The following is a 14,626-nucleotide window of genomic DNA, read 5'->3' as shown; positions in this document are numbered from 1 at the left end:
GGGGCGATTCGCCTGCTGTCCTGTTTTCTGATATAATAGAGATAATCTTTAGAAAAGGAAGGTCTCTGTTATGCAGATGAGATATACAGAAGAAAAACTGAATACGTTTTCGAAAGAAACACTCATCCAGCTGTTCCTCGCACAACAGGAGCAGCTTTCAGAGATTGATAAGAAACTGCAGCTGGTATTGGAACAGCTTGCGGTCATGAACCAGAACCGCTATGGGAGAAAGACGGAACAGATGCCAGTGCCACAGCAGATGGCATTTGCCGATGTGAACGGAGAGCTGGTAATGTTTAATGAAGCCGAGGCACTGGCTTCTCTGGATGAAAATGAGGAAGAGACTGTTTCAAAGAAGCATCCCGTAAAGAAAAAAGAGAAACGGGAAACAGACCTTTCCGGGATCCCTGTCATAAAAGTGGAACATTATCTGGCAGAAGAAGAACTGCAGGAACGTTTTGGAAAAAACGGATGGAAGCAGCTTCCAGATGAGATATATACACGGTATCGTTTTGTCCCTGCAAAAGTAGAAGTGGAAGAACATCATGTTGGTGTTTATGCAAGTAAAGATGGGGACAGCATGACAAAAGCACCGCATCCGGTAAGCCTTTTAAGAGGAAGTCTTGTTTCTCCTTCCCTTGAAGCAGCCGTACTCAATGGAAAATATATCAACGGAGTACCATTTGCCAGACTGGAAAAAGAGTTTTCCAGATATGGGCTTGCCATTACCCGACAGAACATGGCAAACTGGACAATCGAATGTGCAGAACGGTATCTTGCCGTATTCTATGATTATCTGCACAGGTATATTTATCAAAGCATGGTCATCCATGCAGATGAGACGTCAGTCCTTGTGAGAAAAGACGGAAGAGATGCCGGGAGCAAAAGCTTTATGTGGGTGTATTGTACCGGCGGGGGAGAAGAAAAAGCCGTCATTCTCTATGAATACCAGAAAACAAGAAAAGCAGACCATTCGGAAAAGTTCCTGAAGGATTATGAAGGAGTCTGTGTGACAGATGGTTATCAGGTATATCATAAACTGGCAAAAGAAAAGGGAAATCTGACCGTAGCTGGATGCTGGGCACATGCAAGACGCCGGTATGAAGAAGCCGTAAAAGCCCTGCCTGCAAAGAGCCGGAAGAGCAGTCTTGCATGACAGGCCCTCGAATAGATAAATATGATATATCACGTGGACAATACCTTAAAAGAGCTTACACCAGAAGAACGGAAAAAGCGCCGGCAGGACAGCGTAAAGCCATTGGTGGAAGCCTATTTTGCGTGGGTAAAAGAGAAAAAGAAGGATGGACGTATCGCAGAAAAAATCAAAAATCGGATATTATATTCAAGAAACAAAGACAACCAGCGGAACGAGAAAGATACCTATGACTGCAGATGTAGAGGAATGCTTTCAGAAAATAATAGAAAAACGAAATCCGCCCAAAGCAGAACCTATGGTAGATGGAAAAAGTGGATTCTTATACTTTGATAAGGATGGAAGTATCTGTTATTCATTGCACTGGGAGCACTACTTTAAACATATTATTCAGAAGTATAATAATACTTACAAAGTACAGATGCCTGTCATTACACCGCATGGTCGAGTTATAATAAGGACAAGTTAGAAAACTCCAGTAAATACAAGGGGTTGCACTAATTTAGTCCTTATTTTTAACTCCCTGAAAAAGGGAAAAATAAGACAGCGCTGTCATTCCAGAATATGAATTATTACAGATCCAGACTGGAAATGGATTTGTGTAAGACAAGAGTAAAAACAACAGAATTATTGTAATTATAGGACTGAATTAGCTCGCACGGAATATAGATTCCGGTTGTCTAATTCAGTCCTCTTTTTGATTGACGACGATGAAAGGTGATGAAAAATGGCTAGAATTATTTCTATTGTAAACCAAAAAGGGGGAACTGGAAAGTCCGCATGTACAGCTAATTTAGCAGTAGGATTAGCACAAAAGAATATGAAAGTGTTAATCGTTGATGCCGATCCACAGTCTGATGTATCTGCAGGATTTGGATATCGTGATTGTGATGAAAGTAATGAAACACTTACAGCTCTTATGGATACAGTAATGAAAGATGAAGATATTCCTTCAGACTGTTATATCAGGCATCAGGCAGAAGGAATAGACATTATCTGTTCTAACATTGGACTGGCAGGTACGGAAGTACAGTTGGTAAATGCAATGAGCAGGGAATATGTATTGAAACAGATTTTATATGGTATCAAGGATCAATATGATGCAATTATCATTGATTGTATGCCATCATTGGGAATGATCACAATCAATGCACTGGCTGCATCAGATGAAGTACTAATTCCGGTTGAAGCGTCTTACCTGCCAATCAAAGGATTGCAGCAGTTATTAAAAACAATCGGTAAGGTCCGTAAGCAAATCAATCCGAAGCTGCAAGTCGGTGGAATTCTGTTTACGATGGTCGATGCTCATACGAATGATGCCAGGAATAATATGGAACTTCTCAGAAATGTATATGGAAGTCAAATTCATATTTTCGATAATTATATTCCATTTTCTGTAAGAATGAAGGAAGCAGTCAGAGAAGGACAGAGTATTTTCTCTTATGATCCGAAAGGCAAAGCTACAGAAGCTTATCGGAGAGTGACGGAGGAGGTGCTGAAAGATGCCATCTAAAAAAAGAGCAACTCCCGTTTCCTTACAGCCGCTTGATGCATTGTTTGGAACAAACGAAGAGACAACCAATGGAATTAGTGAGATAGCAATAGGAAGTCTTCATCCATTTACGAATCACCCGTTTCAAGTAAGAGATGATAAGAAAATGGAAGAATTAGCAGAAAGTATTACACAATATGGCGTGTTGGTTCCTGGTATTGTGCGTTTGAGAGAGTCCGGTGGTTATGAGCTGGTAGCTGGTCATCGGCGAAAACGAGCATGTGAACTTGCGGGACTAGAGAAAATGCCGGTTATCATCAAAGATCTTACGGATGATGAAGCGACGGTAATTATGGTAGATTCCAACATTCAACGAGAAGAGCTGCTGATCAGCGAAAAAGCATTTGCTTATAAAATGAAATATGAGGCGTTAAAGCGTCAGGGAAAACGCTCTGATTTAACTTCTTGCCAAGTTGGCAAGAAGTTGGCGGCAGAAGAAGTCAGTCAGAATACAGGAGATAGTTCCAGACAGATTCTTCGATATATTCATCTGACAGAGTTAATAGCAAAGCTATTAGAATTGGCAGACGAGAAAAAGCTTCCCTTTAACACTGCTGTTGAAATTTCATATTTGAGAAATGAAGAACAACAGGTGTTACTTCAGTATATGAGTAATCACAATATGGTACCGTCCATGAAGCAGGCAAAGGAATTGAAACAGATTTCAAAAGAGCGGATGTTGACGTATTCAGAGATTGATCAGATTTGCATGAATGAAAGTACTGAAAAAGTTCAGGTGCAGATTCCGGCGAAGAAATTGAAACAATATTTTCCAGAGACATATACAAAGACTCAGATGGAAGAAATTATATTTAAGCTTCTGGCATCGTGGGCAGAAAGAGAGGGTAAAGAATGAGCAATGAAGATACGGTAAGTAGAATACAAGCCTATCTGAAAAAGATAGAAAAGATACGTGTTAAACGGATGAAAAGAGAGAAGTTTGAACATTTGTTGAAAACATTAGGATTATCAGCAGGAAGAAAGTGAAAGTATGGCTTTAAAAATTGTACGAAGATATGATGCGAACGGAAGGGAGCTTACGGAGAAAGATTTGGAAACCTTTCGATTGGATTCTCCTGTGGTTAGAGAAATATTGGCAAACCTTAATCGGGAGGTGGCGGAAGGAATCAGACAGAAGGAGAAAAAAGGTGACGATTGAAGACGTAATTAAAAAATCAATTCTGCCGCTGGCATTTATGGTATTCTGGTTTTGGATGACAAAAACAATTATGAAAGTCAGTGGTCAGACGGATTGGTTCTGGTGGATATTTATTGCCGGATTGCCATTTGGAATACATAAAATGCGGCTGATTCTAATCCCTAGAGGAATGGATACCACAGCAACGCTTGGTATGGCTGCATTAAGTGTCATCATTGGAGCTTTGATTGGATGTATCATGATTCCAGTGTATGTAATCCGTGCGGTATACGTTTTCTTACGATATATCATCGGAAAATAATTGAATATTTGATAAGAGGCAGGTTTGCGAAAATAAAATCGTAAGCTTGCCTCTTTTTTTGTACCAAAAATCAAGCAATTCAGGGGAAATCCCTTTTGCAAATATATATACTCGGAGGATTTTTAAGATGAGAGAGCGAATTGAAAGTAAGCATGTAACAAAAGAAATCAAAAGTCAGATGCCAGTGATTCCAGTGGAAATTGTTAAAGAAAGAGGCTGTACGTTCTGTCCGTATTATCTGGGCAATTATGAGAAACAGCCACGCTGTATGATGAAAACCTGTGCCTGGGATGATGAAAATGAACGTTTCCATCCAGTTCTTCGTGGACTGATTCCATTTTACAAAGAGAAGATGGAAAAAGCAGAAGAGAAGTTCCTGGCAATGAAAAAGATTTACACAACGCTGTTAGGAATGTTTGCCGATGAAATGAAGCAGGAAGAGTTGGAAAAAGATGAATGTTACGGATGTGCCTATGGAAAATGTGGACCATGTATCGGTATCTGTTACAAATCAATGAAAGCATAGGAGGGTTAAGCCAATGAATACAACAGTTATTTCCGGGCGATTGGTAAGAAATCCCGGATACAACGAAGTGGAGAATGAAAAAGGACTTCATAAGATTGCCAAGTTTGTTCTTGCAGTCAGAAGAAATTATTCCGATGAAGTCAGTTTCATTCCGGTAAAGGCTTTTGCAAAGAAAGCAGAATTTGCCAGAGATTATCTGATGCAGGGAACGAAGGTCATGGTGGAAGGCGAGATTGTCACAGGTAATTATGAAGATAAGGATACCGGGAAAAAGATCTATACCACCGAAGTGTATGCTAACCGGATTGAATTCGCAGGTGCAAAAATGGTTGACAGACCACCGTTTCCAGAAGATGCGGAAGGGTTCTTAGAGATCCCAGAGGGCATGGAAGAAGAAATGCCGTTTAGATAGAGGAGGATAAAAGATGGTTTCAGTAGATCAGGCGTATATGGTAGGGCATATGAAAAATGCCGATGGAAGTATCAATAACAAAAATGTAGTGCTGTCAGCAGCATGTGAAGCAGCGGAACTGTTCCAGTGCATGATGTCAGTAAACTAGAAACTAGAGGACTGGCAGAGATTTAATCACACTTTGGAGATGCATCTTAGAAGTGTGGAATGTGAGAAAATCCATGATATCTGTCAGGCGGTATATGGAATGAAACATCCGTCCGATGAACTGGAAGGATTGTATCTGGCAAGAGAGGATGAACAGATATGCCTGCTGTACTATCAGGTATTTGTAGGGATGCTGGAAATCAATATTAATTCAGCCGAAGTGCTGTACAAACAGAAGGAGGAAATAATCAATGAGTAAGATGGAGTATATGCCGGTAGATTGTTTGCAGGTGCCAAAGATGCTGTTCCAGGTGGAAGAATTCAAAAATCTATCAAATACAGCAAAAATTTTATACAGCTTATTTCTGGATCGTTTGAAATTTGCGGTGCAGAATGGCTGGGTAGATCATAATGGAGATCTGTTTGTTATCTATCCAAAAAGCGAAATGAAGAAAGATCTGAATACGACTCGATATGGCGTAGATCAGGCAGTACAGGAACTTGTTAAGATTGGAAAGCTGGTGCGTATTGTTCAAAACGATGGAAAGGCGAACCACTTTTATATCAATGATATTTATGAAAATGAGATGGAGGAAGAATCAATGATGACATTAGACAGAATTATGGCAAATATGCAGATGGAAGAAAGAGAAATTATCATGGACAAGATGGTGGCAGCATCCAGAGATATTCTGGGAACAATTGCAGATATGGGATATCTGAATGAATATGAGACACCACTGACTCCTATGGAAGAGCGTGGCTATTACGATGAAAAAGGTAATCTTGATATTGATGCCGTAGAAGCCGATGGCTATGAGTTTGGCATGGATCTGGCATTTGGCGTGTTATCTGTTTATGAAGGAAAGCCTGAACGTGTGCTGGAAATTCAGAAATATGTAAATGAGCAGTATGAGTGCTGCTCTAATAAGAAGTTTATGAAAGTTCTGGAAACAATCGCACGAATGAATGGAAACGAGGAGGTTTATATCGAGGATATGTATGCCTGCAATAAAGAAGCAAGGAATTATTATCTGAGTGAGTTAATGATGTGTTTCAACTTTGTGTTTAATGAGATGTGTCATGGTACAGGCAGTGCGGCAAATTGTGATTTCGATGTAGAAGAGTAGGAAAATATTATGGCAGATTTTGAATATTTCAGAGCAGAAGAATCTGACCAGTTTTCTTTTTTTCGGATACCAAAAGCTCTGTTCACAGAAAAAGAGTTTGCAAGCCTGTCCACAGACGCAAAACTCCTTTACGGAATTCTGCTTGATCGAATCAGCCTATCCAAGAAAAATGGCTGGATTGACGGTGATGGTTATGTCTATATCATTTACACGATTGCAGAATTGCAGGAGCTGTTGCGAATGTCGCATACAACAGTAACAAAGCTTCTTTATGAGCTTGACAGTGTGCATGGGATTGGATTGATTGAACGGTATCGGCAGGGGAATAATCGTCCCTCTGTCATATACGTGAAAAATTTTGTGAAACGGATTAGAGGAAAGCCCGTAAGATACTTTGCTTCTGGAACGCCAGAAACTGGAAATCCGGACTGCAAGGAATTGGAAATCCGGATTGCAAGAAACTGGAAGTCCGGAACACAAAAAAATAGAAGTCCGGACTGCAAGAATCTGGATGGAAGTAATACTAAGATAAATAAGACTGAAAAGAATCATACTGATAAGAGTAAGGGCAATACTCCCGCTCTGGAAGAAAAATTCAGTCAGTATGGTAGATTTAAAAATGTTGTTCTGTCGGAAGCTGAACTGCAGGAGTTGATGACAATATTTCCATGGGATTATCAGAAACGGATTGATCATCTTTCTGTTTATATGAAATCCAGTGGAAAAGAGTATCAGAATCATTTTGCAACAATCTGTCTTTGGGCAGAACGGGATGGCGCCAGGGCAGGAATGGATAAATATGAGTTTCAGGAAGGAGAAAGCCTGTGATGGAAAATAAAGTAACAGCAGATTATCTGGATGAAGAGGGATGTCTTCATTGTGGTATCTGTGGAAAAAGAAAACAGATGAAAGTTAGTCTGATGGGATTTGAGCATGTAGTGTCCTGTTTGTGTGAATGCGAGGTAAAAGCCAGGCAGGAACTTGATGAGAAGATGCAGCGGGAAGAAACACAGAGGCAGCTTTATCAGAGAAAATCCGTCGGACTTCGGGAAAGAAGATTCTGGGAATGGAAATTTGAAAATGACAATGGAAGCAACCAGAAGATACTAATTGCCAGGCAGTATGTAGAAAACTGGACAGATATGAAGAGAAAAAATGTAGGATTGCTTCTGATGGGACCAGTTGGAACTGGGAAAAGTTTCTTTGCAGGCTGTATTGCAAATGCACTTTTGGAACAGGGAGAACGTGTCATGATGACAAATTTTTCCAGGATCTTAAATGAAATGACCAGCTATCAGGCAGACAAGAATCAGATCATACAAAATCTTGTGGATTATCCGCTGCTGATTATTGATGATTTAGGCATAGAACGAAATTCCGAGTTTGCTTTGGAGCAGGTCTATAATGTGATAGACAGCCGTTATTGTAAAATGCTTCCGCTGATCGTAACAACGAATCTGGGACTGAATGAAATGAAATCCACAGATTTGGATACTGCCCATCAGCGTATTTACAGTAGAATACTTGAAATGTGTGTTCCCATCTATTGTGGTGGAGACGATAAGAGAAAAGAAGAAGGGACAGAAAAACTCGTACAGGTGCAGAACCTGATTACCGGTTAATCTGTCTTTTTTCATTAAAGGGGGTGATTGCCATGATTACAGATCTGGACAGCAGTTGAATCGCTGAAAGGAGGGAAAAGTCATGCAGGAAGAGGTAACTCAGAAAACGGTCACGTTCTGTATTCGGGCAACTAAGATTACAGCAGACCTGTTGAAAAAGGTTCTTGTTGCGTATCTGCGACATCAGAAGCAGAAATCAGTAGAGAAGAAAGCACAGAAAAATCAGCCGAAACAGGGAAAGGTCACGGTAAAAGAGCTGGCAAAACAGAATGCCGGGATGGTCAATATCGAGATCACGGACAAAAATATCAAGTCCTTTGAACGGTATGCCAGAAAATACGGGATCAATTATGCTCTGAAAAAAGACAAGAGCAAAGATCCTCCGGTTTATCTGGTATTTTTCAAGGGACGTGATCAGGATGCCCTCAATGCTGCTTTCCGTGAGTTTTCCCAGAAACAGATTCAAAAAGCGAATAAGCCTTCCATTCATAAGCGTCTTGCAGCTTACCGGGCAATGATGCCAAAGAAGACGAAGGACAAAGTAAAGAACCGGCATCAGGAGCAGAGTCGATGAAAAAGAAAAGCGGCAAAACTCTGATGCAGAAGTGGAAGAATAAAATCGGGGGTAAGCTGTCCGCCCTGGATAAAAAGAAACTGGTTCTTACAAATATCCCTTATGCTCTGGCTGCTTTCTATGCAGACCGGGCATTTTTTCTTTACCGGAACAGTCCGGGAGAAGATATGGGGAACAAATTTTTATATGCAATGGAACACGCAGACCGGATTTTTGCTGGTTTTGTGTTAAGCAATAACTGGAAAGATCTGCTAGCAGGTATTGTTGTTGCAGTCGTTCTGAAAGTGTTGGTTTGGCAGAAACAGGCAGACGCAAAGAAATTACGGAAAGGCATCGAGTATGGTTCAGCCAGATGGGGAACCGCAGAGGATATCAAGCCTTATATGTCGGAAGATCCATGGATGAACATTCCATTGACAGCAACAGAAGCACTGACCATGGAGAGCAGACCGAAGCAGCCGAAGTATGCAAGAAATAAAAATATAGTGGTCATCGGCGGCAGTGGTTCCGGTAAGACACGTTTTTTCGTAAAACCATCGGTCATGCAGATGAACTGTTCCATGGTCATTACAGATCCGAAAGGCACTTTGATTGAAGAGTGTGGGAAGATGTTAGCAAAGGGACCACCTAAGAAAGATAAGAATGGAAATATCATGAAAGATAAATCTGGAAAAGTGGTACATGAGCCATATGTGATTAAGGTTCTGAATACCATCAATTTTTCCAAATCGCTTCATTACAATCCATTTGCTTATATACGGTCTGAAAAAGATATCCTGAAGCTGGTTACAACAATCATTGTTAATACCAAAGGCGAAGGGGAAAAAGCTTCCGAAGATTTTTGGGTGAAAGCAGAGAAATTGCTGTACACAGCATTGATTGCGTTTATCTGGTACGAGGGGAAAGAGGAAGAAAAAAATCTCAACACCCTTCTGGATCTGCTGAATGAAAGTGAAACCCGTGAAGAGGATGAAACTTACCAGAATCCGGTGGATATGTTGTTTGAAGAGCTGGAGGCAAAAGAACCTCAGCATTTTGCGGTCAGACAATATAAAAAATACAAAATGGCGGCTGGAAAGACAGCGAAAAGTATTTTGATATCCTGTGGAGCCAGACTTGCCCCATTTGATATCGCAGAACTTCGTGAGATCATGTCTTACGATGAAATGGAACTGGATAAGATTGGGGACAGGAAAACAGCCTTGTTCTTGATTATGTCCGATACAGATACAACCTTTAACTTTGTGATTGCGATGCTGCAGTCACAGCTTTTCAATTTGCTTTGTGATAAGGCAGACGATGTATATGGTGGAAGACTTCCGGTGCATGTGCGTGTCATCGCTGATGAGTTTGCCAACATCGGGCAGATTCCTCAGTTTGACAAGCTGATTGCAACTATCCGAAGCAGGGAAATCTCTGCTTCTATTATTTTGCAGTCACAGAGTCAGCTAAAGGCAATGTATAAGGATAGTGCAGATACCATTCTGGGTAACTGTGATACTACACTATTTCTTGGTGGAAAAGAGAAAACTACCTTAAAGGAAATGAGTGAACTTCTGGGTAAGGAAACCATTGATCTGTATAACACTTCGGAAACGAGGAGCAATCAGAAGTCCTTTGGATTGAATTACCAGAAAACAGGCAAACAGCTGATGACAGAAGATGAGATTGCAGTCATGGATGGAGGAAAATGTATCCTGCAGATTCGTGGTGCCAGACCATTTTTCTCAGACAAATATGATATCACGAAACACAAAAATTATCGGTTTCTTGCAGATGAAAATGAGAAAAACCGATACAAAGTAGAAAAAGAGTTAAATCCGCAGTACACACCGAAACCCGAAGAAGAAGTGGAGGTAATTCAGGTGGAGTTGTCGGAGTAACCTTGGGAATGAACGAAAAATAATGAGGAAAGGAATAACTGACATTAGGTGCGCCGGCTTTTTAGTCGGTGTTTTTTCATTCCCGTAAACACCTGAAAGAAGTCAGTTTTGGTGAATGTATATGGCATTTTTTAGCAGTGCAATTACAACTTTAAAAACTCTTGTAGTCGCAATCGGCGCAGGTCTTGGCGTGTGGGGTGTCGTAAACCTTCTGGAAGGATATGGAAATGACAATCCCGGTGCTAAGAGCCAGGGCATCAAACAGCTGATGGCTGGTGCTGGAATTATGCTGCTGGGAACTACCCTGATTCCACAGCTGGCAACATTGTTCTCTTAAGAGGAGTGGTAGATGAACACCATCATTGAGAGAATTACGGAAGCGATAAAGGATATCCTGATCGGGCTTATTAAGTCAAGTTTGGATAACATGTTCACGTCTGTCAATGAGCAGGTGGGAACCATAGCCGGGCAGGTGGGACAGACACCGCAAGGATGGAATGCAGGGATTTTTAATCTGATTCAGAATATATCCCAAACGGTGATTGTCCCCATTGCGGGACTGATCATCACCTTTGTCCTGTGCTATGAATTGATCACGATGGTAACACAGAAAAACAATTTCCATGAATTTGAGACTTATAACATTTTCCTCTGGATCTTCAAAGCGTATGTAGCCATTTATCTGGTGACAAATACGTTCAATATCACGATGGCGGTCTTTGATGTTGGCCAGCATGTGGTCAACAATGCCGCAGGGGTGATATCAGGAAACACTGCGGTGGATGCAACAGAAGCAATTACACGGATTGTGGATGCCCTGGAGGATATGGAGTTAGGGGATTTGTTCCTGCTATCCATGGAAACGATGTTGATCAGTGTTACCATGCACATTCTGTCAATTATCATTACGGTAATCTTGTTCGGAAGAATGATAGAAATTTACCTTTATACTTCCATAGCACCAATTCCGTTTGCCACCATGACCAATAAGGAATGGGGCAATATCGGAAACAACTATTTAAAAGGCTTGTTCGCACTGGCATTTCAGGGATTCTTCATGATGGTCTGTGTGGGAATTTATGCAGTTTTAGTAAATGCAATGACCATATCCAGTGACCTTCATGCAGCAATGTTTTCAGTAGCGGCTTATACCGTGATTCTTGCATTTTCATTATTCAAGACCGGAAGCCTTAGCAAATCAATATTTAATGCCCACTAACGGCCAGGAAAGGAGCGCATACCATGGCGTATGTACCAGTACCAAAAGACCTTACCAAGGTCAAAACAAAAGTAGCGTTAAATCTGACAAAGCGGCAGCTGATTTTCTTTTCACTTGCCGCAGTTGTGGGAATTCCGTTTTATCTGGTCATGAGAAAACCAATCGGTTCCAGTATCGCAGCCATCCTGATGGTAACGATCATGCTTCCGTTTTTCTTCATGGCAATGTATGAAAAAGACGGTCTTCCCTTTGAAAAAGTGGTGGCAAATATCATTCGACAGAAGTTTATCTGTCCGGCAGTAAGACCATATAAGACAGAAAATTTTTATCAGGAGATTTCCACCCTTGTGAAAAAGGAGGGTGTGCCGGATGGCAAAAAAGACAAAGCAGGAGGCTCAGCAGGAGCGTCTGTCCCTGGCGGAAAAAAGAAACCGTCAGGAAAGAAGAAACAAAAAAAGCAGAAAAGAAAGAGAACAGGAAAAGCGTAGAAAGAAGCAGGAACGGGATCGTAGGAAACAGAAAAACATTCCTACAACTGCACAGCAGAGTATTCCGTATATTCGGATGCTGCAGGATGGTATCTGCCAGGTGACAAAGACCTTTTTCTCCAAGACGATTCAGTTTTATGACATCAACTATCAGCTTGCTCTAAATGAGGATAAGACCACGATATTTGAAAATTACTGTGATTTCTTAAATTACTTTGATTCTTCCATCAGTGTGCAGCTGTCCTTTATCAATCAGCAGGTGGATGTGGCAGAATTTGAAAAAAGTATTGATATTCCGGATCAGAACGATGACTTCAATGCCATTCGTGAAGAGTACCGTACTATGCTGAAAAATCAGCTTTCCAAAGGAAATAATGGTCTGGTAAAGACAAAGTATATCACTTTTGGAATCGAAGCAGAAAACCTGAAGGTGGCAAGACCAAGGCTTGAAAGAATCGAAACAGATATCTTAAATAACTTTAAGGTTTTGGGAGCACAGGCGCATTCCCTGAATGGTCTGGAAAGGCTGGAGATTCTGTATCATGTGTTCAACCAGGATCGGATTGAACCATTTAAGTTCCAGTATAAGATGCTTCCGGAAACAGGATTAAAGACCAAAGATTTTATTGCACCGACTTCCTTTAACTTTTCCAAGAATCAGACATTTTTGATGGGAAGAACGATGGGAAGTGTGAGTTATCTGCAGATTCTGGCACCGGAGCTTACAGACCGGATGCTTGCAGATTTCTTGGATGTGGATGACAGCATCAATGTTAACATTCATATCCAGTCCATTGACCAGAGTTCTGCGATCAAGATGATCAAGAGCAAGATTTCAGATCTGGATAAGATGAAGATTGAAGAGCAGAAGCGGGCAGTACGTTCCGGTTATGATATGGACGTGCTTCCATCGGACCTTGTGACTTATGGAGAAGAGGCGAAGAACCTGTTGGAAGATCTGCAGTCCAGAAATGAACGAATGTTTCTTGTAACGGTTCTGGTGATGAATACCGCAAGGAAGCGTCAGAAACTGGATAACAATATTTTCCAGGTGCAGGGAATTGCACAGAAATATAACTGTTCTTTAAAACAACTGGATTATCAGCAGGAAGCAGCACTCATGTCCTGTATTCCACTGGGAGTCAATCGGATTGAAATTCAGAGAGGGCTTACCACATCTTCAACAGCGATCTTCGTGCCATTTACGACACAGGAACTGTTTCAGGAAGGGGAAGCTCTTTATTATGGATTGAATGCATTATCCAACAACATGATCATGGTTGATCGGAAACGTTTGAAGAACCCGAATGGACTGATTCTTGGTACACCAGGTTCCGGTAAGTCTTTCTCAGCAAAGAGGGAAATTACAAACTGCTTTTTGATCACGGAAGACGATATCATTATCTGTGATCCAGAAGCCGAATATTCGGCACTTGTGCAGGCACTGCATGGGCAGGTAGTTCGGGTTTCGCCAGTATCTGACCAGTATATCAATCCAATGGATCTGAACCTGAACTATTCCGAGGAAGATAATCCACTGTCATTGAAAGCAGATTTTATTCTGTCTTTGTGTGAGCTGATTGTTGGAGGAAAGAATGGACTGGAGCCGGTAGAAAAGACCATCATTGACCGTTGTGTGCGGTTAGTATATCAGGAATATCTTGCCGATCCAGTACCGGAGAAGATGCCAATCTTGGAGGATTTATATAACCTTCTGAGAAAACAGGAAGAGCCAGAAGCACAGCGACTGGCCACTTCGTTGGAAATCTATGTTACAGGTTCTTTGAATGTGTTTAACCATCAGACAAACGTGGACATCAATAACCGCATTGTCTGCTTTGATATCAAGGAACTTGGTAAGCAGTTGAAAAAGATTGGGATGCTTGTCATTCAGGATCAGGTCTGGAACAGGGTAACAATGAACCGTTCTGCTCATAAGTCCACCAGATACTATGTGGATGAGTTCCATCGGACGAGACGTTCCGCTTGTTGAATAGACAGCGGGGTCAGTAGCCGTCCATAAAAAGAAAAGCTACTGATACAACTGATATGGTGTTGTTCAAATGAAGGGGTAACGCCCGGAAGGGACACACACAAACTCCCTACAGCGTGATAGTTGTGCAAGAACTATCGGGTTGTCAAAAGTTAGGGTGAAGAGCAAAAAGCAGGTCCTAACAGGTAAGGCTGAGGAAAGATTCACAGAGGTGTGGGTTGCCTGTGATTATGTAGTGAAGCTGTATATGGTGAGTATCCACGGAAGTGGGGACGAACTGACGATTTAAAGAGTCTAAAATTCGAATGCGTTGAAAAGCGTATGCCAACGGTTTGGCGCTGATTACCGAAAAGTAACTGGGTGGAAGTGAAAGTCGGAGCATTGTTACAGGCAATGGAAATCAGCAGGCTCAAAGGAAGCACCTAAGTACAGTATATTGCATCATATTGGAACGTCGAAAGCAACGA

At 41.3% G+C, this 14,626-nt stretch carries 17 protein-coding genes and 3 pseudogenes; all 20 read left to right on the top strand.

All coding sequences use genetic code 11. The features are described from left to right. Positions 1–70: 70 nt before the first annotated feature. Positions 71–1,300 (top strand): annotated as a pseudogene (tnpC, locus tag EHLA_RS07415) (IS66 family transposase); the annotation flags it as partial. 13 nt (positions 1,301–1,313) lie between these two features. Next, a pseudogene (locus tag EHLA_RS16220) lies at positions 1,314–1,595 on the top strand (site-specific integrase); the annotation flags it as partial. A gap of 285 nt (positions 1,596–1,880) precedes the next feature. Further along, complete coding sequence (locus tag EHLA_RS07405) at positions 1,881–2,666, top strand: ParA family protein (RefSeq protein ID WP_015529870.1); 786 nt, start codon at positions 1,881–1,883, stop codon at positions 2,664–2,666. Further along, on the top strand, positions 2,656–3,561 hold the full coding sequence (locus tag EHLA_RS07400) for a ParB/RepB/Spo0J family partition protein (RefSeq protein ID WP_096240029.1): 906 nt from the start codon (positions 2,656–2,658) through the stop codon (positions 3,559–3,561). The genes EHLA_RS07405 and EHLA_RS07400 overlap by 11 nt, the downstream gene beginning before the upstream one ends. Then, positions 3,558–3,692 (top strand): hypothetical protein, encoded by a 135-nt coding sequence (locus tag EHLA_RS16775; protein WP_262583413.1) that lies wholly within the window; start codon positions 3,558–3,560, stop codon positions 3,690–3,692. Before EHLA_RS07400 ends, EHLA_RS16775 begins: the two co-directional genes overlap by 4 nt. Before the next feature lie 4 nt (positions 3,693–3,696). Next, positions 3,697–3,864, top strand: coding sequence for a hypothetical protein (locus EHLA_RS16420; protein WP_167515502.1), 168 nt, complete (start codon positions 3,697–3,699; stop codon positions 3,862–3,864). Further along, positions 3,854–4,165, top strand: a complete 312-nt coding sequence (locus tag EHLA_RS07395) for a DUF6050 family protein (protein ID WP_096240028.1) — start codon at positions 3,854–3,856, stop codon at positions 4,163–4,165. Before EHLA_RS16420 ends, EHLA_RS07395 begins: the two co-directional genes overlap by 11 nt. A 127-nt stretch (positions 4,166–4,292) precedes the next feature. Then, positions 4,293–4,691 (top strand): hypothetical protein, encoded by a 399-nt coding sequence (locus tag EHLA_RS07390; protein ID WP_015529871.1) that lies wholly within the window; start codon positions 4,293–4,295, stop codon positions 4,689–4,691. 13 nt (positions 4,692–4,704) lie between these two features. After that, the gene (locus EHLA_RS07385) at positions 4,705–5,103 is read left to right on the top strand and encodes a single-stranded DNA-binding protein (RefSeq protein WP_005344165.1); all 399 of its coding nucleotides are present in this window, start codon (positions 4,705–4,707) and stop codon (positions 5,101–5,103) included. A 13-nt stretch (positions 5,104–5,116) separates the two neighbouring features. Further along, on the top strand, positions 5,117–5,251 hold the full coding sequence (locus EHLA_RS16770) for a hypothetical protein (protein ID WP_269762887.1): 135 nt from the start codon (positions 5,117–5,119) through the stop codon (positions 5,249–5,251). 54 nt (positions 5,252–5,305) lie between these two features. Continuing rightward, a complete protein-coding gene (locus EHLA_RS16600; RefSeq protein ID WP_242970685.1) occupies positions 5,306–5,509 on the top strand; it encodes a hypothetical protein in 204 nt (67 codons plus the stop codon). Next, a complete protein-coding gene (locus tag EHLA_RS07375; protein WP_096240026.1) occupies positions 5,502–6,380 on the top strand; it encodes a replication initiator protein A in 879 nt (292 codons plus the stop codon). The genes EHLA_RS16600 and EHLA_RS07375 overlap by 8 nt, the downstream gene beginning before the upstream one ends. A 9-nt stretch (positions 6,381–6,389) precedes the next feature. Continuing rightward, positions 6,390–7,208, top strand: a complete 819-nt coding sequence (locus EHLA_RS07370) for a replication initiator protein A (protein WP_096240024.1) — start codon at positions 6,390–6,392, stop codon at positions 7,206–7,208. After that, a complete protein-coding gene (locus EHLA_RS07365; RefSeq protein ID WP_096240022.1) occupies positions 7,208–8,002 on the top strand; it encodes an ATP-binding protein in 795 nt (264 codons plus the stop codon). Before EHLA_RS07370 ends, EHLA_RS07365 begins: the two co-directional genes overlap by 1 nt. An 82-nt stretch (positions 8,003–8,084) precedes the next feature. Continuing rightward, the gene (locus EHLA_RS07360; RefSeq protein ID WP_008371518.1) at positions 8,085–8,576 is read left to right on the top strand and encodes a PcfB family protein; all 492 of its coding nucleotides are present in this window, start codon (positions 8,085–8,087) and stop codon (positions 8,574–8,576) included. A 23-nt stretch (positions 8,577–8,599) separates the two neighbouring features. Beyond that, the gene (locus EHLA_RS07355; protein WP_330400042.1) at positions 8,600–10,459 is read left to right on the top strand and encodes a VirD4-like conjugal transfer protein, CD1115 family; all 1,860 of its coding nucleotides are present in this window, start codon (positions 8,600–8,602) and stop codon (positions 10,457–10,459) included. A 121-nt stretch (positions 10,460–10,580) separates the two neighbouring features. Next, a complete protein-coding gene (locus EHLA_RS07350; protein ID WP_017144663.1) occupies positions 10,581–10,796 on the top strand; it encodes a Maff2 family mobile element protein in 216 nt (71 codons plus the stop codon). 12 nt (positions 10,797–10,808) lie between these two features. Further along, positions 10,809–11,678, top strand: coding sequence for a VirB6/TrbL-like conjugal transfer protein, CD1112 family (locus EHLA_RS07345; RefSeq protein WP_054337277.1), 870 nt, complete (start codon positions 10,809–10,811; stop codon positions 11,676–11,678). 23 nt (positions 11,679–11,701) lie between these two features. Next, a complete protein-coding gene (locus tag EHLA_RS07340; protein WP_005344185.1) occupies positions 11,702–12,166 on the top strand; it encodes a PrgI family protein in 465 nt (154 codons plus the stop codon). After that, positions 12,048–14,135 (top strand): annotated as a pseudogene (locus tag EHLA_RS07335) (VirB4-like conjugal transfer ATPase, CD1110 family); the annotation flags it as partial. The gene EHLA_RS07340 and the pseudogene EHLA_RS07335, both read left to right, overlap by 119 nt. Positions 14,136–14,626 lie beyond the last annotated feature (491 nt).

Origin of the sequence: Anaerobutyricum hallii, assembly GCF_900209925.1 — a bacterium.
Lineage (GTDB): Bacteria > Bacillota > Clostridia > Lachnospirales > Lachnospiraceae > Anaerobutyricum > Anaerobutyricum soehngenii.
Note: the sequence above shows the minus strand (reverse complement) of the source record. Positions and strands in the feature narration are given on the sequence as shown.

Coding starts and splice junctions, on each gene's coding strand:
- EHLA_RS07405 (WP_015529870.1), top strand. CDS start 1,881: ATGGCTAGAATTATTTCTATTGTAAACCAAAAAGGGGGAACTGGAAAG.
- EHLA_RS07400 (WP_096240029.1), top strand. CDS start 2,656: ATGCCATCTAAAAAAAGAGCAACTCCCGTTTCCTTACAGCCGCTTGAT.
- EHLA_RS16775 (WP_262583413.1), top strand. CDS start 3,558: ATGAGCAATGAAGATACGGTAAGTAGAATACAAGCCTATCTGAAAAAG.
- EHLA_RS16420 (WP_167515502.1), top strand. CDS start 3,697: ATGGCTTTAAAAATTGTACGAAGATATGATGCGAACGGAAGGGAGCTT.
- EHLA_RS07390 (WP_015529871.1), top strand. CDS start 4,293: ATGAGAGAGCGAATTGAAAGTAAGCATGTAACAAAAGAAATCAAAAGT.
- EHLA_RS07385 (WP_005344165.1), top strand. CDS start 4,705: ATGAATACAACAGTTATTTCCGGGCGATTGGTAAGAAATCCCGGATAC.
- EHLA_RS16770 (WP_269762887.1), top strand. CDS start 5,117: ATGGTTTCAGTAGATCAGGCGTATATGGTAGGGCATATGAAAAATGCC.
- EHLA_RS07375 (WP_096240026.1), top strand. CDS start 5,502: ATGAGTAAGATGGAGTATATGCCGGTAGATTGTTTGCAGGTGCCAAAG.
- EHLA_RS07370 (WP_096240024.1), top strand. CDS start 6,390: ATGGCAGATTTTGAATATTTCAGAGCAGAAGAATCTGACCAGTTTTCT.
- EHLA_RS07365 (WP_096240022.1), top strand. CDS start 7,208: ATGGAAAATAAAGTAACAGCAGATTATCTGGATGAAGAGGGATGTCTT.
- EHLA_RS07360 (WP_008371518.1), top strand. CDS start 8,085: ATGCAGGAAGAGGTAACTCAGAAAACGGTCACGTTCTGTATTCGGGCA.
- EHLA_RS07355 (WP_330400042.1), top strand. CDS start 8,600: ATGCAGAAGTGGAAGAATAAAATCGGGGGTAAGCTGTCCGCCCTGGAT.
- EHLA_RS07350 (WP_017144663.1), top strand. CDS start 10,581: ATGGCATTTTTTAGCAGTGCAATTACAACTTTAAAAACTCTTGTAGTC.
- EHLA_RS07345 (WP_054337277.1), top strand. CDS start 10,809: ATGAACACCATCATTGAGAGAATTACGGAAGCGATAAAGGATATCCTG.
- EHLA_RS07340 (WP_005344185.1), top strand. CDS start 11,702: ATGGCGTATGTACCAGTACCAAAAGACCTTACCAAGGTCAAAACAAAA.